Raw genomic sequence first — 22,942 nt, forward strand, 5'->3', positions numbered from 1 at the left:
CGCTCAGAACTCGTCACCGGCGAACGGCAGATACTCGGTACGCAGCGCGGCGTCGAGAGCCGCCGCCGCGCCCGCCGTGTGCTCGGTCACGAGCCCGGCGCGCACCAGGTGGAGGACAGAGGTGCCGCCGAGATAGCAGGCGGCCAGGTCGCACACGTCGAGGGCGAGGTCGGCCGGGCCGGTGACCGCCTCGTACGTACCGCCGTCCGGTGCCGCCAGCAGGCGGAACCGCCCGTGGTTGGCGGCGATCCGCGTGTCCCGCACATCGAGGACGAGATCGGCGGGGGCCGCCCAGGAGCGGGCGGTCAGCGCGGCCCGCACGTCCACCAGGCGCAGCCACAGCGCCGGGAACTGCGCGGTGACACGCACCTGGTCGCGGTCCGCCGCCATCAGCAGCAGCGGGTCGTCGGCGGGACGGCCCCAGGCCCTTACCCGGCCGGTGAGGTCGATGGAGGCGAGATAGCTCCACAGGGCAGCGGCGGCGGGCGCCGTCCCGGCCTCCAGCTCGTCGACCTGGACGAGGCCGGGCGTGCCGTCGTCGTCGGCGCAGCGGGTGCGGTAGACGGCGTAGCCCGCGGGCGTGCCGCCGCCCAGCACGACGACGCGTGGCGGGCCGAGTTCGTCGTCGTCCTCGTCCTCCTCGGGCAGGATCTGCTCCCGCCACCAGTGCCGGTCACGGGCGGGCCACCCGGCACGGCGGGCCCGCGCGGCCTCGTGCAGTGGCCCGAGGAGCGCGGGTGCCGTGGCCGGGGCGACGAGGCGCAGGGGGCCGGGGGCGGGGGTGACGCGCAGGCCGAGCGGGCGCGCCGAGTCGATCTCGACGGTGCACAGGGACGTGGCGGCGCCGAACCCGTAGCGGCCGTAGAGTGCCGCCTCGGAGGCCCACAGGGCGGCGAGCGGGCGGCCTGCCGCCGCACAGTGCCGCCACAGCTCCTCCAGCAGGCCCGAGAGCACGCCACGGCGGCGGTGGGTCGGTGCCACGGAGACGAACGTCAGCCCGGCGCAGGGAAGTTGACCGCCCGGCACGGAGAGGCGGAGGCGGTGCGCGGCGAGCAGGCCCACCAGCCGGTCCTCCTCGTAGGCGCCGAGGCGGTCGCAGCGCAGGAGGGTCCGGCGGTGGCGCCTGCGCAGCTCGTCCCCGTAGTTCTCGTGGAAGACGAGCGAAGCGTGGTCGAGGGCGCGGCCGAGGTCGCTCTCGGGGACCTCCCGGACGTGCGGGAACTCCCCGGCCCGGCCGCGTCCCCGCGCGGGCGGCGTGCTCATGCCCCGGTCCCCGCCCCCGGCTTGTCCAGGCCGAAGGCCCGGTGCAGGGCGCGGATCGCGTCATGGAGCCGCGCGGTGCGGCAGACGGCGGAGATCCGGATCTCCGACGTCGACATGATCTCGATGTTCACCCCCGCCTCGGCCAGGGCCTCGCAGAAGGTGGCCGCCGCCCCGGGGCGGGCGCGCATGCCGCTGCCGACGACGGAGACCTTGGCGACGTCGTTGTCCTGGTCCACCCCGGTGAAGCCGCTCTCCGCGCGGATCTCGCGCAGTGCCGCCACCGCGGCGGGCGCGCCGTCCCCGGGCAGCAGGAAGGTGATGTCGGTGAACCCGCCGTCCGGGCCCGGTACGTTCCGCACGGCCGTGTCGACCTCGCACCCGGCGTCGGCCACGGACCGGAAGACGCGCGCCACGGTGCCGGGCAGATCCGGCACACCGGTGACGGTGACCTTGGCGCACGACGCGTCGTGCGCGACGCCGGTGACCGCACCGTCCTCCCCGTGGCCGTCGTCCGGCGCGGCGGAGACCGTGGTGCCGGGCCCGGTGCGGGAGGAGGAGCGGACGAGCACGGTCACCCCGCACCGCCGGGCGTACTCCACGCTGCGCAGCGCCAGGACCTTCGCACCGCTCGCGGCCATCTCCCGCATCGCCTCGAAGGTGATGTGGTCCAGGCGCCTGGCCTCCGGCACGATCCTGGGGTCGGCGGTGTAGACGCCGTCGACGTCGGTGCAGATCTCGCAGACGTCGGCCTTGAGCGCGGCGGCCAGCGCGATGGCCGTGGTGTCGGACCCGCCGCGGCCCAGCGTGGTGATGTCCTCGGTCTCCGGGCTGAGCCCCTGGAAGCCGGCGACCAGGACGATCGCACCGCGGTCGAGCGCCTGCCGGACCCGCCGCGGCACGACGTCCACGATGCGCGCCTTGCCGTGCGCGGGAGTGGTGAGCACCCCGGCCTGCGGGCCGGAGAGGGAGCACGCGTCGGCGCCTAGCGCGTGGATCGCCATCGCGGCCAGCGCGTTGGCCGCGCGCTCGCCCGTGGTGAGCAGCATGTCCAGCTCGCGGGGCGACGGCAGGTCGCTGACCTCCCGGGCCAGGCCGAGGAGCCGGTCGGTGGTGTCGCCCATGGCGGAGAGGACGACCACGACGTCGTGGCCCTCCCCGCGGGTGGCGACGACGCGCTCGGCGACACGCTTGATGAGGTCGGTGGAGCGCACCGACGAGCCGCCGTACTTCTGGACGATGAGAGCCATGGGGGTGGGCCTCCTCCAGCGGCCGCCCCGGCTGTGGGCGGCCGCTCGGTGCGGGGCGGCCGGTGCCGGCCGCCCCTGGGCTACGGGTGACCGGCCTCGACGGCGTCGACGAGGATCGAGCAGGCGGTGTCCACGACATCGGCGTCGACGTTGAGCGGCGGCATGAGCCGCACCACGCAGTCGTCGCGACCGCCGAGTTCGACGATCAGCCCGCCGCGCAGCGCGCGGCTCTGGACCTCGGCCGCGAAGGCGGAGGCGGGCCGGCCGGTCACGGGGTCGGCCAGCTCGACGCCCCACATCAGGCCGCGGCCGCGCACCTCGTGCACCCAGGGGTTGACCAGCAGCGCGGTGAGCCGGTCCGCGATCTGCTCACCACGCCGGCGTACGTTGCCGAGGATGTCGTCGCGCCGGACGATGCGCACCGCCTCCGCGCCCGCGGCGAAGGCCAGTTGGTTGCCGCGGAACGTGCCGATGTGCGCGCCCGGCGCCCAGGTGTCGAGCTTCGCGTCGTAGATGACGACCGCGACCGGCGCGCCGATCCCGCTCAGTGCCTTGGACGCGACGATGACGTCCGGCTCGATGCCGTACTGCTCGAAGGCGAACCAGGTGCCGGTGCGCCCGCAGCCGGTCTGCACCTCGTCGACCACGAGGGGGATGTCCAGCTCGCGGGTCACCTCCCGCACGCGCCGGACGAAGTCGGTGCGCGCGGGCACGATGCCGCCCTCGCCCTGGACCATCTCCAGCAGCACAGCGGCGGGCAGGGGGACGCCGCCGTTGCTGTCGCGAAGCGCGCGCTCGAGATACTCGACGCAGTTGGTCGCGCAGGTGTCCGGTGAGAGGCCGACCGGGCACCTGGCGCACGAGGAGTAGGGGAAGAAGTGGACGCCGGGCATGCTGTTGGCCACGCCGCGCTTCTGCGCCACGAGCCCGCTGAGCGACAGCGTGGCGTGGCTGCTGCCGTGGAAGCCGCCCTGGAAGGAGACGACGTCGCCCCGGCCGGTGGCGATCTTGCAGAGCTTGATCGCCGCCTCCACCGCGTTGGCGCCCGTCGGCCCGCAGAAGTGCATCTTCACCCGGTCCCGCATCGAGGGCGGCAGCATCGACAACTGGGCCTCTGTGAAGGCGTCCTTGGCCGGGGTGGGAAAGTCCAGGCCATGGGTGAGGAGGCCGAGCTGGGCGGTCACGGCCCGGACGAGTTCGGGGTGGTTGTGGCCGAGCGAGAGGACCCCGGCGCCGCTGAGGAAGTCGATGAAGACGTTGCCGTCGACGTCCTCGACGAAGCTCCCGGACCCTTCCGCGAGGGCGATCGGCAAGTGCCGGGAGTAGGTACGGGCGTTGGACTCCCACAGCTGCTGCCGGCCGAGCAGCTCGGTGGAGCGGGGGCCGGGAAGAGCGCCGTCGACGTGCGGCTCGGTCCGCGTACCACGCTGTACGAGGGGTGCCATGACTGTCTCCGAAAGGTTGTGAGGGGCACGGGGCGGCGGGCCGCCGCCCCGCGGTGTCAGCAGGGGCGGGCGGGGATACCGCGCCAGCGGGACCGGCCGGGCAGGCGCTCGCCCTTCATGACCAGGGACAGCGCGTCCAGGCGTGCACCGTCGCCGACCTCCGCGTCGTAGAGCACGACGGAGCGGGTGCCGACCGAACTCGACGCGCCGACCCTGACGCGGGACATCTTCATCACCCGGTCCTCGAACAGGTGGGTCTGCAGAGACGTGACCTCGGCGACGGCCGCGTCGTCACCCACCTCGACCAGATCGAACTCGGTCATGTACGTCGTGGACAGCCACACCCTCCGGCCGATCCGGGCGCCGAAGAGACGCATGACCGGGGCCATCCAGGGCGTGCCGGTCAGGAAGTTCACCAGGGCTGGGACGACGAGGTTCTCGAACAGGCCGGTGATGAGCTCCGTACGCCGCACCCACACGCCCCACAGCGGCTCCACCCGCGGCCGGTAGCGGCCGATGACCAGCCACTTGAGCAGGACGACGGCCAGCGTGCACGCCACGCCGACCCCGAGGAACAGGGCCGGACCGAGGAGCAGCAGAGCCCACGGCGGCAGGAACCCGGCCAGCTGGACCGAGGCCCAGAGGCTGCCGAGCGCGCCGAGGGCGCCGAGCGTCCCCGGCAGCGTCACCCGGAAGTATTCGACGGCCAGCCGTGCCGCGATCAGTCCGCGGCTGGGGCTGTAGAGGAACTTCGCGGGGAAGTCCCGGCTGGCCTCGCGCCGCGGCAGGAAGATCGCCGGCGAGCCGAGCCAGGTCGTCTCCGGATCGATCGGACGGGACGGCGCCAGCGAGTGGACACCGAGGAGGCTGTTCTCGCCCAGCCGGGAGGAGCCGGGGACGAGCGCGCCGTTGCCGACGAAGCCGCGCCGCCCGATCTCCGCCGGTGCCACCGTGATGCGCCCCCGGTGGAAGACGGCCGGTCCGACGACACAGACGTCCGCGACGAAGCTCTCCTCGCCGATGACGAGCATGTCCGGGTCGACGAAGCTGACCGTCGCCACCTCGGACCAGCGACCGGTGCGCGCGCCGAGGAGCCGCAGGAAGGGGACGAGATAGAGCGTGGAGTAGAGGGAGTGCGTCAGCGTCAGACTCGTGGTCATCATGCCGTCGCCGATCCACTTGCGCACGCCGAAGCCGCTGCGCTCGGGGTGGATCCCGGCGCGCACGCGCGGCAGGACGGTGCGCTTGACGAGCAGCACCAGGGCGCAGGTCGTCAACACCACGAGCGGTCCGGCCGCGGTGGTGGCCACGAGCGCCCAGGCGAAGCCGTAGCGCCACACCACATAGGCCACCGGCGCGGACCCGGCCGCGGCCACCAGCAGCGGGACGAGCGTGAGCAGCAGGGCCCCCGCCGCGTACCCGGCGAGCAGGCTGGCGGTCCAGGGCCGGTCGTCGGCGCCCTCCGCCATGGTCTCCAGCAGCGGCGGGACGCCGTCGCTGCGGGTGGCCGGTGAACCGGCCCAGTGTTCGTCCGCCGGGACGGTCCCGTCGGCGGGTACGAGGGACTGCTCGCCCACCGAAGCACGGTCGCCGATCACCGCACCGGCCATCACGACGCTGTTGGTGCCGACGAAGGCGCCCGAGCCGATGCGGACCGGTGCGAGGCGGATGTGCCCTCCTTCGACCACGTACGGCTGGACGCGTACGCCGTAGCCGATGCTCGCGCCGTCGCCGATCTCCACGAAGGCGGGGAGCCCGAGGACGGCGGAGATGTGGCAGCCGCGTCCGACACGGGCGCCGAGCAGCCGCAGGAAGGGGGCGAGCAGCGGTGAGCCGGTCAGCACCCCCAGCGGGGAGAAGGCCAGCACCTTCCCCTGGAGCCAGAACCGCAGATACGTGACGCCCCACAGCGGATACCACCCCGGCCGGACGCCGAGCATCAGCAGACGGCCGGCGAGCAGGGGCAGCGGCACGACGCTCACCGCCAGCCAGGCCACCTCCAGGAGCACGAAGCCGGGCAGGCCCAGGTGCGCGAGACGGCCCACGGGACTGCCGGGAGCCAGGCCGCTGACCTGGACGTGCCAGGCGAGGAGCAGCCGGTAGAGGAGGACGACGGCCGGGAGGCCGATCAGCAGCAGCCAGGCGTACAGCGCGGCGAGTTGAGCGGCACCGCAGACCAGGACGCGGGCGGTGGAGTGGCGCCGGGCCGGGGGCGCCGGGGTGCCCTCGGGCTCCGGGGCAGGCGCGGTGGCGCCCTCCTCGACACAGGCGGCGAGGCCGCGCACGGTGGGCCGGGCGTAGAGGTCGCCCATGGCCAGCCCCTGGAACCGCGGTTGCCCGCGCAGCCGCGACATCAGCCGGGCGGCCGCCATGGAGTGGCCCCCCAGGTCGCAGAAGAAGTCGTCCTCGACGGAGATCTCCTCGCCGCCGAGGATCTCCCGCCATTCCGCGGCCAGTCGGCGCTCCAGCGGCGTACGCGGGGGCACGTGCCGTCGGCTGCGGCGGGTGAGAGGCGGCGAGACGGGGGCGGGCAGGGCGGCGCGGTCGACCTTGTCGGCGGCCAGCAGCGGGAACGCGGGGAGCACCTCGACGAACGAGGGGATCATGTAGTCGGGAAGCCTGCGCCGGAGGCGGTCGCGCAGCCGGTCGCGCAGATCGTCCTCGGTGTCCCGCCCGGCGCGGGCGGTGAGGGTGACATAACCGACGAGATCCTGTACCACGCCGTCGCGTTCGAGCGGGGTGACGACGGCGTTCTCGACCGCGTCGTCCTCCCGGAGCACCTCCTCGATCTCGGCGAGCTCGATGCGATAGCCACGGATCTTGACCTGGGTGTCGACGCGGCCGAGGTACTCGATCTCTCCCGAGGCGGTGAACTTCCCCAGGTCGCCCGTGCGGTAGACGCGCGGGAACTTTGCCCGGTCCGCCTCGACCGGATTGGGCACGAACCGCTCGGTGGTCAGGTCGGGGCGGTTGACATAGCCGATCGCCACGCCGGGGCCGCCGACACAGATCTCGCCGCTCCCGCCCTCGGCGACGGGGCGCAACCGGTCGTCGAGGATGTACACGCGATAGCTGGGCAAGGGGGTGCCGATGGTGACCGGCCGGTGGGGGACGAGCTCGCCGCAGGTGGCCGTGACGGTCGTCTCCGTGGGGCCGTAGGCGTTGAGGATGCGCCGCCCCGGGCGCGACCAGCGGCGCACCAGGTCGGGAGGGCACGCCTCACCGCTGACCAGCAGGCTCCGCAGGGAAGGCACTTCACTCTCGAGCGTCGTCAGCAGGGTCGGCACGCAGCACAGGACGGTGATCGCCTGCTCGGTGAGGAAGTCCGCCAGCCCCTGGCCGACGCGGCGGGCGTCGGTGGGGCCCGCCACCAGCGTGGCTCCCGCGATCCAGGCCGGCCAGATCTCCTCGACCGAGAAGTCGAAGGCGATCGACAGCCCTTGATAGACGCGGTCCTCGCCGCGCACGCGGTAGACCGGCGTGGCCACGCGCAGGAAGTTGGCGATATTGGCATGGGAGACGGCCACCCCCTTGGGCCGGCCCGTGGTGCCGGAGGTGTAGATGATGTAGGCGACCGAGGATGGCGGGATGTCGGCATCAAGGCGGACCTGGGGCTGAATGGCCAATTCCGAGTCAACCCGGTCGAGTTCCAGCATGGGACAGGGCAGCCGCCCGGTGTGCCCGCGCATCGCCGAGACCGTCACGAGGTCGCGCAGCTGTGCGTCCTCCGCGATGAAGGCCAGCCGCTCGGCCGGAAACGACGGGTCCAGCGGGACGTACGCCGCACCGGTTTTGATCACCCCGAGCAGCGCGACATAGGTGTCCAGGGACCGTTCGAGCAGAATCCCCACGGCACTGCCCTGGGTCACACCGCGTGAACGCAGCAGGTGCGCCAGCCGGTTGGCGCGACGGTCGAGCTCCGCGTAGCCGAGCTGCTCGCCTTCGCAGACCACAGCCGTGCGGTCCGGGTGGGCGTCACAAGTCCGTTCGAAATACCGGGACAACGTCCGGACGGCCGGACCGTCGATTGCGGGAGCCGGTGACGATACCTCCAAAAATCCGTCCGGTTGCGCGGGACCAGGAGCCGATCTCACGTCTGGCATAACCTCTCCCTGTTCCGAACTTCTGCAATTTGGTTGCTTAATTGCTTCTCGTGGACCGAATACGGTGTGCCACAGGCCGGGCGAAGTGCCGGGTGAAGCCTTGTATGCCGGGTAAACCCGCATGTAGTGCCCCATGTGCGATGGTGCGGCGAACCGGCGGCGAACCGGCACGGTCAAGCACCGAAGCGGTGCAGGACCGGTGAATTCCCCCGCTCTACAGGCCGCCGTCGGTGACGGCCGGCCGCCTCCGCCTCCGTTGCCGATGTCCGGATATCCCGATACGGGCCCGTCAATCACCGGCAGGGCGTCGCGATCATCCGACTCGGAGCATCACGCTCTCCTGCCTGTACGACGTTCCGGCCATTGCCCATTTCGCGTCGGCCACACGTTTAGGCGAAACGAAAACTAGGTTCGGCCGACCGACGCGAACAGCTGCATATGCGCCAACGTGCTCTGGCCCATTGCCATCGGCCGTGCCCACGGAGTGTGATCGCCGTGCGGTGCCCCCCGTCGGGCGCGCCGCCCTCCGGAGCCGCCGGCTCCGCTCGGCCCCGGGCGCCGCCGCGCCCACTGGACCAATGTGATCGCGCCATCGCGGCGGCGGAGCGCGGAACCTCCCGACGCGGCCTTCCGTCCGCATAGTGCGACCCGGTGTCCGTGTACCACTGCCCGGCCGGTGATCGCCCATGGGGCTCCCACGGACCCCGCACCACCGGGCGGGAGGGGCGGGGAGGGATCCCTGAGGCCGCGCGCAGCCCATGTCGCCACGCCGAGTCAAGCCGGAATTAAAGCCATTCCTCGTCGCCGGCACCTCGCCCGATGCCTTCGTGAGGCGTTTCGGCCGTGCAAAGTCTGGCTCTCGATTACCCCTACGCTTCCCCGCACCTTGCTGTTCCCTTGTCAATGGGGTCTCGGCGGGCGGCCCCGGGAGAACCCGCCCGGCGAGGGGGAGCCGTCCCCCAACTGGCCGTCAAAACAACCGGGAAGCGTTGCCCTCCCGGCCCCCGTACGGCCGACGCTTGAGCCATGACGCAGAACGCTTCCCTCGCCGGGCAAACGGGCCGGGCCCCCGCCGGGGCCGCATCCTCCGCCACGGGCCGGCTGGTCGGGGTGGACCTCGCACGCGGCCTGGCGGTCCTCGGCATGTACGCCGCCCACGTCGGACCCGACCCGGCCGACGGCGGCCCCGTCGGCTTCCTCATGGAGCTGTCCCACGGCCGGGCCTCCGCGCTCTTCGCCTTCCTCGCGGGCTTCTCGCTCCTGCTCATCACCGGCCGCCGCACGCCCAGAACCGGGCGCGCCGGACGGCAGGCCGTCGCCAGGATCCTCATCCGCTCCGCCGCCCTGCTCGCGCTGGGCACCGCGCTCACGTCGACCGGCACCCCGGTCGACGTGATCCTGGCCTTCTACGCGCTCTACTTCGTACTCGCCCTCCCGCTGCGCCGGCTGCGCGCCAGGACGCTCGCCGTCATCGCCGCCGTGGCCGCGCTCGTCCTGCCGCAGGTGCTCTACCTGATACAGCGGTCGATCAGGACGGGCGCCTGGGCGCCGGCCGTGATCCACGACGACCCGCTCGCACGGATCAGCGGCACGGGCGGCTTCCTCGAACTCCTCGTCACCGGTGCCTATCCGGCGCTCACGTGGATACCGTTCGTCATCGCCGGGATGGCCGTCGCCCGGCTCGACCTGGCCTCCGCCGCCGTCCGGCTCCGGCTCGCCCTCACCGGGGGCGCGCTCGCGGTCCTCGGGTACGGGGGTTCCTGGCTGGCGCTGCACCTCTTCCCCCGGGCCGTCGCCGCCATCGAGGCGACCGGGAGCGCCGGTTCCGCGCTCTCCCTGTGGTGGTCCGACACCGCCGGCGACCCGTCGGGTGCGACGCCCGCGTGGCTGCTGGTGGCCTCCCCGCACAGTGAGACGACCCTCTCCGTCCTGGGCAACACCGGCGTCGCCGTCACCGTCCTCGCCACCTGCGTCGCGGCGGCCGACACGCTGCCCCGCGTCCGGCGGCTCGCGGGGCCGGTCATCGCGGTCGGCGCCATGTCGCTGACCGCCTACGTCCTCAACATCGTCGGCATCTGGGCCCTCGGCATCGAGGACGTCCCCGGCTCGCCGCTGCCCGTACTCCTCGGCTTCATCGCGACCGCGGCCGCACTGGCACTCGCCTGGTCACGCCACTTCCGCAGAGGGCCGCTGGAGCACCTGCTCAACAGCGCGACGAAGGCGGCGCGGCTGGTGAGATAGAGCCGTCCGCGGCTCAGGACTTCGCCCTCAGCCGTCCGTGGACCGCCTCGGGATCCTCCTGGGCGAGGTAGCGGAAGTGCAGGCGCACGGGGGAACCTTCATCGGGCAGGGCGTCGCCCCAGCCATCGGTCAGCGGACGGGGCTCCGCCCACTCCTGGGCCACCACGGCGAGCGAGCGGTCCGCGCCCGAGACCACGACCCAGACGGCCCTGCCCCCGGCGATCGGCGGGAGGTAGCCGTCGGCCACGACTGCCGTGATCACTTCGACGGCCGCGAGCCCGTCCGGGAACTCCCGCCGCTGCTCGTGCGGCGCGTCCACGTCGTCGCCCATCGCCACGCTGTCCCTGGTCAGGATCACCTTCATGGCGACGAGCCTAAGGGCCGCACACCACGGGAACCGACGGGCACGGTGCAGCGGAGGCGCGAACAGCCCCTCACGGCGCGTGCGATGGCGCGCGCGCCGCCGCGTGCTGTCGTGCGATGCGCGAGGGCCGTTTGCGGCGCGCGACCGGGCGGGAAGAGCTCACCGCGCAACCGCCCACGCACCCACGGGAGAGTCCATGAAGCCGATCCGGCGCGCCCTGACCACACTCGCCGCCAGCGTCCTGCTCACCGTGGGAGCCGCGGCATTGGCAACGCCCGCGCACGCGGAATCCAACGTGAACCTCCTGGGAGGCCTGATCAATGAGACGTCCAACGGCGCTATTCACCTGAACGGGATCACGTTGCCCAATCCCCTGACCCCCGTCCTCTGATCCGCGACCCCGTACGGGGCCCGGCGCGAAGCCGGGCCCCCGCGCGGATCACGCCGTGATGATCGCCGGGTCGCTCACGCCGACTTCGCCCGTTTCCACATGGCCGGCGAAGCGGCGCAGGAATGCGCTGTCCGTGTCGCAGACCACGGACAGGTCGTACCAGCGCTTGCTGTGCCGCAGGTCCAGCTCGCGCACGACGCTCTTGCCCGCGCGCACCCGGACCGTCTCGTGCTTCCCGCCGTACGCGTTGGTGACCGTCAGGTCGCAGTCGGTCTTGCCGTGGTTGGTGAAGGTCAGCTCGACCCGGCCGCCGCGGGCGTCGTGGCGGGCGGTCACCTCGGGGCCCGCCGTGGTGCCGGAGCCCTTGAAGGCGCGCAGGAAGCCGTTGGGGCCGTACACCGACAGGTCGTACGAGCCGTGTGAGTACGCCGTGTTCCAGGTGTCGGAGAGCTTGGCACCGGCCGCGGTGGTGTACGTCCACGGGCCGTCCGTGCGGTTCGCGGACGTCACCGTGAAGCACACGCCCGCCTTCGGGCCCCCGCTGAAGTCGAGCGTGACGCGACCGGTCGAGGGGGTGACAGCCGCGTCCACCACCGGGGCGTAGGGCAGGGGCCGCGCGGGCCGCGAGCCCCGCTCCTGCTTCGGCAGCGAGGGGTGGGCGGGCGGCTGGGGTACGTAACTGGAATGCCGGAGCCGGTCCTTCGGCGCGTACGCGCGCGTGTCCGGCAGCGACGCGGGCGGGGTGTGGCGGAGCCGGAAGTCGAAGGCCGACGTCAGGTCGCCGCAGATGGCCCGGCGCCAGGGGGACACATGGGGCTCGTGCACACCGAAGCGCCGCTCCATGAACCGGATGATCGAGGTGTGGTCGAAGACCTCCGAGCACACGAAGCCGCCGGTGCTCCAGGGGGAGACCACGAGCATGGGCACGCGCTGGCCGAGGCCGTAGGGCCCGGCGGCGTAGTGGCCGTTGCCGGCGAAGAGGTCGAGCCGGGTGTCCACCGTGGAGGCGCCCCGGGCGGCGGAGGAGGGCGGGAACGGCGGCAGCACGTGGTCGAAGTAGCCGTCGTTCTCGTCGTAGGTGATGAACAGGGCCGTCCTGCTCCACACCTCGGGGTTGGAGGTGAGGGCGTCCAGGACCTGGGAGATGTACCAGGCGCCGTAGTTCGCAGGCCAGTTGGGGTGCTCGGAGAACGCCTCAGGCGCTGCTATCCAGGAGATCTTCGGCAGCCTCCCGGCCTTCACGTCGGCCCGCAGGACGTCGAAGTAGCCGTCGCCGTTCTTCACGCTGGTGCCGGTGCGCGCCTTCTCGTGCAGCGGGTCGCCGGGCTTGGCATTGCGGAAGCGGTTGAAGTAGAGGAGGGAGTTGTCGCCGTAGTTGCCGCGGTAGGCGTCGTCGAGCCAGCCCCAGTGGCCGGCCGCGTCCAGGCCGTCGCCCGTGTCCTGGTAGACCTTCCAGGAGACCCCGGCTGCCTCCAGCCGCTCCGGGTACGTCGTCCAGTCGTAGCCGGCCTCCTCGTTGCCGAGGACGGGCCCGCCGCCCTTGCCGTCGTTGCCGGTGTGACCCGTCCACATGTAGTAGCGGTTCGGGTCGGTGGCTCCCATGAAGGAGCAGTGATAGGCGTCGCACACGGTGAAGGCGTCGGCGAGCGCGTAGTGGAAGGGGATGTCCTCCCGCGTGAGGTACGCCATCGTCCCCGTGCCCTTGGCCGGGATCCACTTGTCGTACCTGCCCTCGTTCCACGCCTGGTGGCCGCCCGCCCAGTCGTGGTTGAGGCCCGCGATGAACTGCATCCCGAGGTCCTTGGCGTCCGGGTGGTAGGGCAGCACGTCCTTCGTGCCGTCCGACTGGTGCCAGACCGACCTGCCGGCCGAGGGCGAGGCCGGGCGGGGGTCACCGAATCCGCGCACCCCCTTCATCGAACCGAAATAGTGGTCGAAGGACCGGTTCTCCTGCATGAGGACGACGATGTGCTCGACGTCCTGGATCGTGCCGGAACGCCGCTTGGCGGGGATGGCGGCGGCGCGCTCGATGCTGCTCGACAGGGCCGCGAAACCGGCGGTCGCGCCGGCGATCTGGAGGAAGCGGCGCCGATTGAGTTCGGACATGAGTCGGGGACCCCTTGGGGTGAGTGAGTCGGAGCCTGCGGTGCGATCCAAGAGGAGCGAGTGTTGGCGAGGGGCAGGTGTCGCTGAAGTGAAGCGACACGGTACGCGAGGCGAACGTAGCGGACTGCCCGGCCGGACACCAGGGCCCCGGCTCTCCCTTCAGTGCATCACCGGCACCCGGTCACCGCCGTAGGGGAGGGGGTCGTGCCGGATGTGCTCGGCGGAAAGGCGCGCATCGGCGAGGGACGCCACGGTGGCACGCACCATGGCGGGCGGACCGCTGACGAAGGCCAGGTGCCCGGACCAGTCACCGCGCAGCGCCACGGCCTCGGCCAGCGGCCGGTAGGGATCCGTGGCGGGGCCCTCACCGATCACCGGGACCACACGCAGCCACGGGCGGCGGCGCTCCAGCTCCTCCGGCGACTCCTCCCCGTAGAGCCCCGAGGCCACGCGCGCGCCCAGGTAGAGGTGCACCCGGCGGCCCGCCTTCCGACGGGACGTCAGTTCCTCCAGCAGCGCCTTGGCGGCGGCCCAGCCGACGTCGCCCGCCACGAGCAGCAGATCGCGCGTGACGTCGTCGTCGAGCGTCATCGTCCCGCCCGCGGGGCCCAGGCGGAGCGTGTCCCCGACGCGGGTGCGCAGCACCAGGGCCTCGCTCACCCCGCCCGCGCCGGTGAGCCGCACATGGAACTCCAGCTCGCCGTCCGGCCGCGGCGCGCGGGCGAGGGAATACTGCCGCCACGCCTGCGGCAGCACCGGGGACGCCATCGAGGCGTACTGCCCGGCCCGGTACGGATAGGGCTCGTGCGGGCGCACCCGCAGGACGGCGAGGTCCTCGCGCCGCAGCTCGTGCGCGACCACCGTGGCCTGCCAGGAGGGCGGTTCGGCGAGTGCGGCGTCCGCGCCCTCGACCATGGCCGTGACGGCGAAGCGCAGCATGCGCAGCCACGCCTCTTCCATGGGCTCGTTCCACCGCACGCCCGCCGTGCGGCGCAGGGCCTCGCGCAGCGCTGTCTCGAACGTCGCGAAGTGCGCGGGCCGCACCCCGAGTTTGCGGTGCTCGCGCCCGAGCCGGCCGAAGACCGACCGCACCTCGTCCGGCTGGTGCAGGTTCTCGATCAGATACCGCAGGATCGCTTCCAGGTGCCTGCGCTGGAACTCCATCGAGTGGGGGAACAGGGAGCGCAGGAACGGCCGCTGGGCGAACATCGCGTCGTAGAGGTGGGTGATCAGGGTGTCGAGGGGCATCACGAGGTCGAGATGACGCACGATCACCCGCTGGTCGGCCTCGCCGTCGTGGAACAGGTCCGCCTCGTACGCGGGACCGGCGCCCTCCTGCTGCGGCCCGGGGGACAGGAGCCGTTGACGCAGCCGCATGGCGTCGTGCCGGGCGAGCAGCGCGTGGTAGTCGGCGTTGACGGGGGTCACGGGTGGGAGCTCCTCGATACGGGGGCACTTGCCCGCCGTCCGGCGGGTGGCGGCGTCAGTATGGCAACCACCGAGGGGGTCCGTTCGGCCCTACCCACCGGGGCCGAACGGCCCTGGTGGGTGTGTGGTCGGATGGGGGCGCGCACCTGCGGACGGGGCAGCCCCACTCGTCATGGCCCCTGGCGCACCGGCATACAGTGAACCGTCAATTCCGTACATCCCCTCCCACGGAGGCAGCAGCCTATGGACCACCAGGCCGCACCCTTGCGCGTCTTCATCCTCGACGACCACGAAGTGGTGCGCCGCGGGGTGCGCGACCTCCTCGAAGCGGAGGGGGACATCGAGGTCGTGGGGGAGGCGGCCACCGCCCAGGACGCCTTCACCAGGGTGCCGGCCACTCGGCCGCACGTGGCGGTCCTGGACGTCCGGCTCGGCGAGACGGGCGGCGACCACGAAGGCATCGAGGTCTGCCGGGAGTTGCGGGCGCGGATGCCGGAGCTCGCCTGCCTGATGCTGACGTCCTTCGACGACGACGAGGCCCTCTTCGACGCCATCATGGCCGGTGCCGCGGGCTATGTGCTCAAGCAGATCAACGGCTCGGACCTGGTGACGGCGGTCCGTACGGTGGCCGCCGGCCGGTCGACGCTGGACCCGCGCACGGCCTCACGCGTCATGGCCCGGCTGCGCGCTCCCCGCCAGGAGCCGGAGGAATCGGAGCTGGACCGCCTCTCGCCCCGGGAGCGGCAGATCCTGGAGCTGATCGGCGATGGCCTGACCAACCGTCAGATCGCCGACCGGTTGTTCCTCGCGGAGAAGACGGTCAAGAACCGTGTCTCCTCCCTCCTCGCCAAGCTGGGCGTGGGCCGCCGCGTCCAGGCCGCGGAGATCGCCGGGCGGGCGCGCGGACAGCTGGAGGGCCGGGGCCTCGGGTAGCGGCCGGCGGTCAGCCCGGCAGCGGTACGCGCCATACGATCCTGGTCCCGCCGGACGCCGGTGACTCCACCGACAGCGCGCCGCCGTGCAGTTCGGCGCGGGAGCGCATGTTGGCCAGGCCTCCCGTGTGCGGAACGGCGCCGATCCCCGCGCCGTCGTCCGCCACCGTCAAGGTCACCTGGTCGTCCACGGACAGCACGATGTCCACGCGCCGGGCACCCGCGTGCCGGGCGGCGTTGCTGAGGGCCTCGGCCGCCACCGCCAGGATCTGCGCGGCCAGTTCGTCCGGCACATCGGTGTCCACCGGACCGTCGATCCGCAGCGCGGGGGCGAAGCCCAGTGTGCGGGAGGCTCCTTGCGCGGTCTCGGCCATGCGCCGGCGCAGCCCCGTACCGCCGCTGCCGTCACCGGACGTGCGCAGCCCGAAGATGGTGGAGCGGATGATCCGGATAGTGGTGTCCAGGTCGTCCACGGCGCGGCCGACGCGTTCGGCCGCCTCGGGGCGTTCGATGAGCCGCGTCGCGCTCTGCAGGGTCATGCCCGTGGCGAAGAGGCGCTGGATCGCCAGGTCGTGCAGATCGCGGGCGATCCGGTCCCGGTCGTGCAGCACGGCCAGCTCCTCCGACTCGGCGCGCCGCTGCGCGAGTTCGAGGGCGATCGCGGCCTGGTCGGCGAAACCGGAGATCAGCCGCACCTCGGTGTCGTCGAACGCGGGCCGACCGCTCACCCGGCTCAGCCACAGCGCGCCGCGGTCACCGGAGCCTGTCTGCAGCGGAACCGCGACGGCGGGCCCGCCGACCGCCCCGCCGAAGGAGGCGTCCGCGGCGACCACGGGCTCCCCGGTGCGCGCGGCCGTGCCCGACGGTGAACCCTCCGCCGGGACCGTCCGCCCGCGCAGCCGGTCCGCGTCGAGGCCGTGGGCCACCTCCACCCTCAGCTCGCCCGGCGCGGCCGCCGGAGCCGGGAGCAGCACGGCGGCGCGGTCGGCGTCCGCGCCCTCCATCGCGCGCTCGGCGACCGCCCCGAGCGCCCGGTCGGCCCCGGTGCCGGAGAGCAGGCTCCGGGTGATCTCGCCGAGCGCCTCCAGCCAGCGCTCCCGGCGGCGGCTCTCGTGATACATGCGGGCGTTGTCGATGGCCACGCCCGCCGCGATGGACAACGTGCTCAGCACGGCCTCGTCGTCCTCGTCGAAGACACCGGAACGCTTCTCGGTGAGATAGAGGTTGCCGAAGACCTCGTCACGGACGCGCACCGGCACACCCAGGAAGCTGCGCATCGGCGGGTGGTGCTCGGGAAAGCCGTAGCTGTGCGGGTGCCGGGAGAGGTCCGTGAGCCGGAGCGGCTCGGGATTGCGGATGAGCTCGCCGAGGATGCCCTGGCCGCAGGGCGTGCGGCCGATGCGGGCCGTGAGCTCGTCGGACATGCCGACGGGCAGGAACTCCGACAGCCGCTGCCCGTCACCGACCACGCCGAGTGCCCCGTACTCGGCGTCCGTGAGCGTGACCGCCGCCTCGACGATGCCCCGCAGCACCTGCGGGAGTTCGAGGCCGTGCCCCACGCTCATCACGGCGTCGAGCAGCCCCCGGATCCTGTCGGGTTCGCGGAGTTGGGGCTGACGCGCCGTCAGCGGGCCGTCTGCGGTGGTGGACATGACTGCTCCCGGGAACCAAGTTGCCTGGTCAGAAGCGTACGTCAGTGCTGTGCGGGCTCATGGCGGGGACCTCTTCGGCGGGGTGCCGCGGGACGCGCCGACGGTGGCCGGTGCGTGCGCGGGCGCTCACTCCACGTGATCCGGCATGCCCCCGCGTGTGAGGCCGCGCATAGGGCCCAGATCACTTACGACTCGCGCTAGTACCCCCTGCGAAGGCGTGAACCGGGGGATCCGGCCGCCTGTCGTGACCCCCGCGCAACGAGATGCGGTAGTACGTCACACCTTTGCCAGCGCCTTCCGCCGCCGCTAACAATTGCCGAGTCGCACGGCGCCGTCGATCGAGACACGGCGCTTTCTTCGCGCCGATCCGGGCCACTGCGACTCACGCGATTGGAAGAGGTTCAGCTCATCATGCGCTCCACCATCTCCGCTTATACCCGTCTGCCCAAGGCTCACAAGCTCTCCGCCGCCGGCATCGCCGCGGCCGGTGCCGCCGCCCTGACGTTCGCCGTCGTCCCGAACGCCTTCGCCGCCTCCGACGCCCAGCCCATGGCAGTGAAGCCCGTCGCGTGGAACACCACCGCTTCCGACGACTCCGGCGAGACGCAGCAGGCCCAGCAGGCCGCCGCCACCCAGGCCAAGGCCGCCGCCGGTGCCGCGAAGACCCAGGTCAAGACCGAGCGGGCCGACAAGCAGGCCGCGAGCCGCTCCGAGGAGCGCAAGCCGGCCCCGGCCGCCCCGAAGACCTACGCCGACAACCTGGACGGCTGGATCAACCAGGCGCTGGACATCATGCACGCCAAGGGCATCCCCGGCTCGTACGAGGGCGTCAAGCGCAACATCATGCGTGAGTCCACCGGCAACCCCCAGGCCATCAACAACTGGGACTCCAACGCCGTCGCCGGCATCCCGTCCAAGGGCCTGCTGCAGATCATCGACCCGACCTTCAAGGCGTTCCACGTCGACGGCACGTCCTGGGACATCTACGACCCGGTCGCCAACATCGTCGCCTCCTGCAACTATGCAGCCCACACCTACGGCTCCATGGACAACGTGAACTCCGCGTACTGATCCGCAGCAGCCATCCGTGACGCCGAAGGGCGGCGGCACCACCTGGTGCCGCCGCCCTTCGGCGTTGTCCGGCCTCAGACCGACGGCGGCAGGGTGTCGGGGTTGAGGTGCTCGGCCAGGCGGCGCAGGAGGTCGTGCGCGGTCGCCCGTTCCTCGGGGGACAGGATGGACAGCGCCTCGTCGTTCGCCTTGCCGACGACGGCCAGCGCGCGCTCGCTCAGGCGCCGGCCCTCCTCGGTGATGTGCAGGCAGAGGACCCGGCGGTTGGTGGGGTGGGGGCGGCGCTCCAGCAGCCCGCGCTCCACGAGCCCGTTCACGGCGGCTCCCATGGACTGCGCCGTGATCCCGGCCCGCCGGGCGGCCTCGGCGCTGGAGGCCCCGGGCTCGAGGAGGGCGTGCCGCAGCGCGTGGTGCTGCGCCAGGGTCAGATCCAGGGTGCGCAGTTCCCGCTCCAGCCGGGTGCTCATGGCCTGGGTGAAACGCCAGGCGAGATAGCCGGTGTAGGGGGACTGTTCGTTCATGGGGACCACCACTTGTAAGGCAGCTTACATTCGCTGCTACTGTTGTCAGTCAGCTTATAAGTTTGGACGGTTCTCTTGTCGCTCTCCGCACCCTCGACATCGCACCACCCGCACACCGACATACCGGACCCCGCGCCGCCGCAGCACCCGCAGAGCGGCCTGAAGGGCATCCTCCTGCCCGTGGCCGCCGTGCTCGCCATCGGGACGATCTTCGTCAGCGTCTACCTCGCCGCCTTCCACGCGCCGAAGCCGCACGACCTGCCGGTCGCCGCCGTGGGCACCTCCCAGGACGCCCACCGGCTCCAGGGCGCCCTGGACTCCGGGCTGCCCGGCGGCTTCGACGTACGGCCCTACGCGGACGAGAGCGCCGCCCGGGACGCCATCGCGCACCGCAGCGTCTACGCCGCCTACCTCCCCGGCGGCGGCCACGGCGAGCCGAAGCTGCTGTACGCGGGGGCCAACGGGGCCTCCGTCACCGGCACCCTCACCGGAGCCTTCGGCCCCGTCGCCGCGGCGGGCGGCCACCGGCTCGCCCAGGAGGACGTCCTCCCCGCCTCCAGCGGCGACACCCGCGGCCTGTCGATCTTCTACGCGGCCTTCGGCCTCGTTCTCGCCGGCTATCTCTTCGGGATCATGACCTACCAGGCCGCGCCCGCCCTGAGCTTCCGGCAGCGCATGGCCAGCCTCGCCCTCTTCGGCGTGCTGGGCGGCATCGTCATCACCCTCATCGCGGGCAGCGCCGGCTTCGGCGCCCTGCCCGGCTCCTTCGTGGGCATCGCCGGGACGATCGCGCTGATGGCCATGGCGGCGGGCGGCGCGACCATGGTGTTCATCCGGTGGACCGGACCCGCGGGCGCCGGGCTGGCCTCGGTCGTCCTGCTGACCCTCGGCAACAGCACCAGCGGCGGCGTCATGCCCGCCGCCTACCTCCCCGCCTGGCTCCACCCGCTCTCCGGCATCCTGCCCGTCGGCGCCGGCGTCCGCGCCCTCCAGGGCCTGGCCTACTTCCACCACGACGGCCTGGGCCGCGGCATCGCCACCCTGGCCGCCTGGATCGTCGTCTGCGCGGCGCTGCTGCGCCTGCGCGACGCACGCGCGAAGCGGGCTCCCGCCTCCTGAGCGGACGGACGACGACGCCGGGCAGCCCGGTCCCACGGGCTGCCCGGCGGCAGTCGGTCTCGTGCGCTTCGCGGCGCCCGGACGTCAGGAGACGGCGGGCTCGGGCGTCAGCGCCTCCCCGGCCTTCCCGGCCGGCTCGGGCGCGGCCGGGGCGGTGTCGAGCACCGGGTCCGGGCCCGGGAGCCCCGCGCGGTGGGCGTTGACACCGGCGCGTACGCCCCAGAAGTAGAAGCCGATGGAGGACACCGCCACCAGCGCGATGTCGAGGCCGCCGGGGATCACCCCGTGGCCCCCGAACTCGGTGCTGCCCAGCGCGGACAGCACCGCCAGCCACAGCAGGAAACCGGCCATCCACCACGCGGGCGCGAACTGCCGGCGCAGGCTCGTCTCGCCCTGGCGGCGCAGCACGACGGCGGCGATAGGCACCGACACGAGCGTGAGCAGGGCCACCTTGCCGGTGTTGGGCCACTTCGACCAGTACAGGGCGCAGGCGGCGAAGGCGAAGGTGAGCGGGCAGAGCACCTTGGCCGCGGGCAGGCGGAAGGGGCGCGGCAGGTGCGGCTTGGTCTGCCGGAAGACGCCGACCGCGATCGGCCCGATGAGGTACGAGACGACCATGGCCGCCGAGACGACGCCGGCCAGGGCCTCCCAGCTGTGGCCGACCGTGAGCAGCAGCAGGACCGAGAAGACCAGGTTCAGCCACATCGCGGGACGGGCGGTGCCGTAGCGGGGGTGCACCTGGGCGATCTTCTTGGGGAAGAACCCGGTCTCGGCGAGGTTCTGGGCCAGATACGCGGCCGAGGCGACATTGCCGATGTTGGCGCCGGAGGGGGAGATGAAGGCGCCGAACTGGAGCATGGTCACGACCCAGTGCAGCATCAGCAGCTTGGCGAGGTCGGCGAAGGGGGAGGCGAAGTTGATGCCGCTCCAGCCGGCGGCCTGGTCGAGCTGCTCCGGCGGGACCGAGCCGAGGAAGGCGATCTGGAGGGCGAGATAGATGACCAGGCCGAGGCAGAGCGCGCCGACCAGGGCGAGCGGAATGGCGCGGCCCGGGTTCTTGGCGGCGCCGCCGAGGTTCACGACGGCCTGGAAGCCGTTGAAGGCGAAGACGACACCGGAGGCGGTGACGGCGGTCAGGACCGCCGACCAGCCGTTCGGGGCGAACCCGCCGTGGCTCGTGAAGTTCTCGGTGTGGAAGCCGGAGGCGATGAACGCGGCCACCGCGAGGACGGGGATCGCGAACTTGACCAGGGTCAGCACGTTGTTCGCGCGGGCCAGCAGCGCGACCGACCAGTAGCAGGCCAGCCACAGGACGACGGTCAGCAGCAGGGCCATCGCCATGCCGGTGCCCGTCAGGGCACCCCCGGAGACCAGCCCTCGGGCCCAGCCGAAGTTCCAGGAGGCCATGTACTGCGTGCCGGCGATCGACTCGATGGGGATCAGGGACGCCGTGGCGATCCACACCGCCCACCCCGTGACGAAGCCCAGGACCGGCCCGTGCGAGATGCTGCCGAACCGGGCCATGGCCCCCGGCAGCGGGTACGCCGCGCCGACCTCGGCGTACGACATGGCGATCAGGCCGATGAAGACGGCGCCGATCACCCAGGCGACCAGAGCGGCAGGCCCGGCGACCTGGGCGGCCTGGCCGGCCCCGAAGAGCCAGCCCGAACCGAAGATGGACCCCAGCCCGATCATGATCAGGGCGAAGAGACTGAGGCCTTTGCGGTTGGCCGCACTCAAATCCATGCTGTGCTGTCCGTTCTTGCGGGGTGACCAAAAGACAGGTCACCCACCTTATGTGCGTTGAACAGGTCATTCGTCCGCTGAAGGCCGTGATGTCCCGGGGCGTCGAGACGTCCGTTGCGGTCTCCGGCGGTCGTGACCTTGGTCACCTTCTCGGAGGGGGCGTCGTCGCAGTGCGACCTGCCGCCCTCGCGCGCCGTCGGGCGGCCACTACGGCGGCCCCGCGCCGGTCGGCGGGACGGTGTCGAACGGGCTCGGCTCTCGGTGGTCGTGCATGTCGGTCTCCTCGCGGGTGTCGGGCGAGTGACCGAAAGCAGAAGCCCCGGGGCACTCGCCCCGGGGCTTCGGACTGAAGAAAGCAGTCAGCGCGCCGGGACACTCTCCGGCGTCGTCGTCATCATGGCGGCGCGCTTCATGCGGATCACCGTAGCAGAATCGCGCCGCCGTCCCCGCGGCCGAGTGCCGGCGCGGGCGCCGGGACACGCTCCAGGACCCCGCCCGCGAACACGTCGTACAGCGGCAGCGACTCCAGGTGCACATAACCGATGTGGCAGTCGCACACGGCCAGGGGACAGGGCCGCGGCGCCAGGGCCGCACGGTAGGAGCCGTCGTAGAGATTGCCCAGCTCGGCGCGGACGAAGTGACAGCGGCGCACCGTGCCGTCGCCGTCCACGGAGATCACGGACTCCCCGGTGCGGCAGGGCAGCCCGGCCGAGCGGTGGGGGTGGCGGCTGTACGGGAAGAGGGGGTCGAGGGCGGTCCAGGCACCGGCCTCCTCGTCCGTGTACGTATGCCCCTCGGCCGCGTTCACCCACAGATAGACGTGGCCGGGGAGGGCGGCGCGCAGCCGCCGCGCGTGGTCGAGGTGGTCGGGGAGGCCGACGATCCCGACGCTGAACCGCACGCCCAGGGCGGCCAGCCGGTGCGTCTTCGCGAGGAAGCGCTCGTACGGCGTCTGGCCCGGGTGGTAGGTGCACCACAGGGCGACGGCGCCGAGGTCGGCCTCCGCCAGCCAGTCCGTGCGGCAGCTGAGGTTGGTCTGGATGGCGACGCGCTCGACGTGCGGCTCGTGCGACAGCGCCACGAGCGCGTCGCGGTACCAGGAACGCACCAGGCCCTCGCCCCACGGGGTGAACAGCACGGAGAGGCGGTCACCGCTCTGCTGCCCGGCCCAGCCGGTGAACCGTTCGAGAGCCGCCCGGTCCGCCCGCAGCTGCGCGGTGCTGTCGCGGCGCTTCGCGAACGGGCAGTACGGGCAGTCGTAGTCGCAGGATTCGAGAGGTCCGCGGTAGAGGAGTGTCAGGTCCACCGGCCGC

The 22,942-nt window shown here is 72.4% G+C and carries 16 protein-coding genes; 5 read left to right on the forward strand and 11 right to left on the reverse strand.

Annotation, left to right across the window (positions count from 1 at the left end; genetic code table 11):
* Nucleotides 1-3: 3 nt before the first annotated feature.
* The 4 genes from ACFY1P_RS08885 to ACFY1P_RS08900 form a co-directional block, all read right to left on the reverse strand.
* The gene (locus ACFY1P_RS08885) at nucleotides 4-1,263 is read right to left on the reverse strand and encodes a GNAT family N-acetyltransferase (protein WP_361522962.1); all 1,260 of its coding nucleotides are present in this window, start codon (nucleotides 1,261-1,263) and stop codon (nucleotides 4-6) included.
* Nucleotides 1,260-2,510 (reverse strand): aspartate kinase, encoded by a 1,251-nt coding sequence (locus ACFY1P_RS08890; RefSeq protein WP_361522960.1) that lies wholly within the window; start codon nucleotides 2,508-2,510, stop codon nucleotides 1,260-1,262. The genes ACFY1P_RS08885 and ACFY1P_RS08890 overlap by 4 nt, the downstream gene beginning before the upstream one ends.
* An 80-nt stretch (nucleotides 2,511-2,590) precedes the next feature.
* Complete coding sequence (locus ACFY1P_RS08895; protein ID WP_390750210.1) at nucleotides 2,591-3,955, reverse strand: aspartate aminotransferase family protein; 1,365 nt, start codon at nucleotides 3,953-3,955, stop codon at nucleotides 2,591-2,593.
* A gap of 56 nt (nucleotides 3,956-4,011) precedes the next feature.
* A complete protein-coding gene (locus tag ACFY1P_RS08900) occupies nucleotides 4,012-8,010 on the reverse strand; it encodes a Pls/PosA family non-ribosomal peptide synthetase (protein WP_390750211.1) in 3,999 nt (1,332 codons plus the stop codon).
* A 1,074-nt stretch (nucleotides 8,011-9,084) separates the two neighbouring features.
* Here ACFY1P_RS08900 and ACFY1P_RS08905 point away from each other — a divergent pair.
* Nucleotides 9,085-10,299, forward strand: a complete 1,215-nt coding sequence (locus tag ACFY1P_RS08905; protein WP_390750212.1) for a DUF418 domain-containing protein — start codon at nucleotides 9,085-9,087, stop codon at nucleotides 10,297-10,299.
* 13 nt (nucleotides 10,300-10,312) lie between these two features.
* Here ACFY1P_RS08905 and ACFY1P_RS08910 read toward each other — a convergent pair whose 3' ends face one another.
* Nucleotides 10,313-10,663 carry a hypothetical protein gene (locus ACFY1P_RS08910; RefSeq protein WP_390750213.1) on the reverse strand — a complete coding sequence of 117 codons (351 nt, stop codon included), beginning with the start codon at nucleotides 10,661-10,663 and terminating at the stop codon, nucleotides 10,313-10,315.
* A 196-nt stretch (nucleotides 10,664-10,859) separates the two neighbouring features.
* Between ACFY1P_RS08910 and ACFY1P_RS08915 the strand changes: the two genes are divergently transcribed.
* The gene (locus ACFY1P_RS08915) at nucleotides 10,860-11,054 is read left to right on the forward strand and encodes a hypothetical protein (protein WP_361522948.1); all 195 of its coding nucleotides are present in this window, start codon (nucleotides 10,860-10,862) and stop codon (nucleotides 11,052-11,054) included.
* A gap of 48 nt (nucleotides 11,055-11,102) precedes the next feature.
* Here the strand turns inward: ACFY1P_RS08915 and ACFY1P_RS08920 are convergent, their stop codons facing one another.
* Together ACFY1P_RS08920 and ACFY1P_RS08925 are read right to left on the reverse strand one after the other, a co-directional pair.
* Nucleotides 11,103-13,160 carry a phosphocholine-specific phospholipase C gene (locus ACFY1P_RS08920; RefSeq protein WP_390750214.1) on the reverse strand — a complete coding sequence of 686 codons (2,058 nt, stop codon included), beginning with the start codon at nucleotides 13,158-13,160 and terminating at the stop codon, nucleotides 11,103-11,105.
* Nucleotides 13,161-13,319: 159 nt separating this feature from the next.
* The gene (locus tag ACFY1P_RS08925) at nucleotides 13,320-14,588 is read right to left on the reverse strand and encodes a globin domain-containing protein (RefSeq protein ID WP_390750215.1); all 1,269 of its coding nucleotides are present in this window, start codon (nucleotides 14,586-14,588) and stop codon (nucleotides 13,320-13,322) included.
* Between the two features lie 243 nt (nucleotides 14,589-14,831).
* Between ACFY1P_RS08925 and ACFY1P_RS08930 the strand changes: the two genes are divergently transcribed.
* Entirely contained in the window at nucleotides 14,832-15,521 is a 690-nt protein-coding gene (locus tag ACFY1P_RS08930) for a response regulator (RefSeq protein ID WP_390750216.1), read from the forward strand.
* 10 nt (nucleotides 15,522-15,531) lie between these two features.
* Here the strand turns inward: ACFY1P_RS08930 and ACFY1P_RS08935 are convergent, their stop codons facing one another.
* A complete protein-coding gene (locus ACFY1P_RS08935; protein WP_390750217.1) occupies nucleotides 15,532-17,172 on the reverse strand; it encodes a GAF domain-containing protein in 1,641 nt (546 codons plus the stop codon).
* Nucleotides 17,173-17,583: 411 nt separating this feature from the next.
* Between ACFY1P_RS08935 and ACFY1P_RS08940 the strand changes: the two genes are divergently transcribed.
* A complete protein-coding gene (locus ACFY1P_RS08940; RefSeq protein ID WP_390750218.1) occupies nucleotides 17,584-18,243 on the forward strand; it encodes a transglycosylase SLT domain-containing protein in 660 nt (219 codons plus the stop codon).
* 74 nt (nucleotides 18,244-18,317) lie between these two features.
* Here the strand turns inward: ACFY1P_RS08940 and ACFY1P_RS08945 are convergent, their stop codons facing one another.
* Nucleotides 18,318-18,764, reverse strand: coding sequence for a MarR family transcriptional regulator (locus ACFY1P_RS08945; RefSeq protein ID WP_361522935.1), 447 nt, complete (start codon nucleotides 18,762-18,764; stop codon nucleotides 18,318-18,320).
* A gap of 75 nt (nucleotides 18,765-18,839) precedes the next feature.
* Between ACFY1P_RS08945 and ACFY1P_RS08950 the strand changes: the two genes are divergently transcribed.
* A complete protein-coding gene (locus ACFY1P_RS08950) occupies nucleotides 18,840-19,883 on the forward strand; it encodes an ABC transporter permease (protein WP_390750219.1) in 1,044 nt (347 codons plus the stop codon).
* 84 nt (nucleotides 19,884-19,967) lie between these two features.
* On the opposite strand, the gene ACFY1P_RS08955 is transcribed toward ACFY1P_RS08950, so the two are convergent.
* Complete coding sequence (locus tag ACFY1P_RS08955) at nucleotides 19,968-21,629, reverse strand: APC family permease (protein ID WP_390750220.1); 1,662 nt, start codon at nucleotides 21,627-21,629, stop codon at nucleotides 19,968-19,970.
* A gap of 418 nt (nucleotides 21,630-22,047) precedes the next feature.
* Nucleotides 22,048-22,935: an STM4011 family radical SAM protein gene (locus tag ACFY1P_RS08960; protein WP_361522926.1), complete on the reverse strand. Its 888-nt coding sequence runs from the start codon at nucleotides 22,933-22,935 to the stop codon at nucleotides 22,048-22,050.
* Nucleotides 22,936-22,942 lie beyond the last annotated feature (7 nt).

Source organism: Streptomyces sp. NPDC001407 (assembly GCF_042895325.1).
Taxonomy (GTDB): domain Bacteria; phylum Actinomycetota; class Actinomycetes; order Streptomycetales; family Streptomycetaceae; genus Streptomyces.

Excerpts from the sequence above, each read along its gene's own strand:
- ACFY1P_RS08885 (WP_361522962.1), bottom strand. The coding sequence starts at position 1,263 with ATGAGCACGCCGCCCGCGCGGGGACGCGGCCGGGCCGGGGAGTTCCCG.
- ACFY1P_RS08890 (WP_361522960.1), bottom strand. The coding sequence starts at position 2,510 with ATGGCTCTCATCGTCCAGAAGTACGGCGGCTCGTCGGTGCGCTCCACC.
- ACFY1P_RS08895 (WP_390750210.1), bottom strand. The coding sequence starts at position 3,955 with ATGGCACCCCTCGTACAGCGTGGTACGCGGACCGAGCCGCACGTCGAC.
- ACFY1P_RS08905 (WP_390750212.1), top strand. The coding sequence starts at position 9,085 with ATGACGCAGAACGCTTCCCTCGCCGGGCAAACGGGCCGGGCCCCCGCC.
- ACFY1P_RS08910 (WP_390750213.1), bottom strand. The coding sequence starts at position 10,663 with ATGAAGGTGATCCTGACCAGGGACAGCGTGGCGATGGGCGACGACGTG.
- ACFY1P_RS08915 (WP_361522948.1), top strand. The coding sequence starts at position 10,860 with ATGAAGCCGATCCGGCGCGCCCTGACCACACTCGCCGCCAGCGTCCTG.
- ACFY1P_RS08920 (WP_390750214.1), bottom strand. The coding sequence starts at position 13,160 with ATGTCCGAACTCAATCGGCGCCGCTTCCTCCAGATCGCCGGCGCGACC.
- ACFY1P_RS08930 (WP_390750216.1), top strand. The coding sequence starts at position 14,832 with ATGGACCACCAGGCCGCACCCTTGCGCGTCTTCATCCTCGACGACCAC.
- ACFY1P_RS08935 (WP_390750217.1), bottom strand. The coding sequence starts at position 17,172 with ATGTCCACCACCGCAGACGGCCCGCTGACGGCGCGTCAGCCCCAACTC.
- ACFY1P_RS08940 (WP_390750218.1), top strand. The coding sequence starts at position 17,584 with ATGCGCTCCACCATCTCCGCTTATACCCGTCTGCCCAAGGCTCACAAG.
- ACFY1P_RS08945 (WP_361522935.1), bottom strand. The coding sequence starts at position 18,764 with ATGAACGAACAGTCCCCCTACACCGGCTATCTCGCCTGGCGTTTCACC.
- ACFY1P_RS08955 (WP_390750220.1), bottom strand. The coding sequence starts at position 21,629 with ATGGATTTGAGTGCGGCCAACCGCAAAGGCCTCAGTCTCTTCGCCCTG.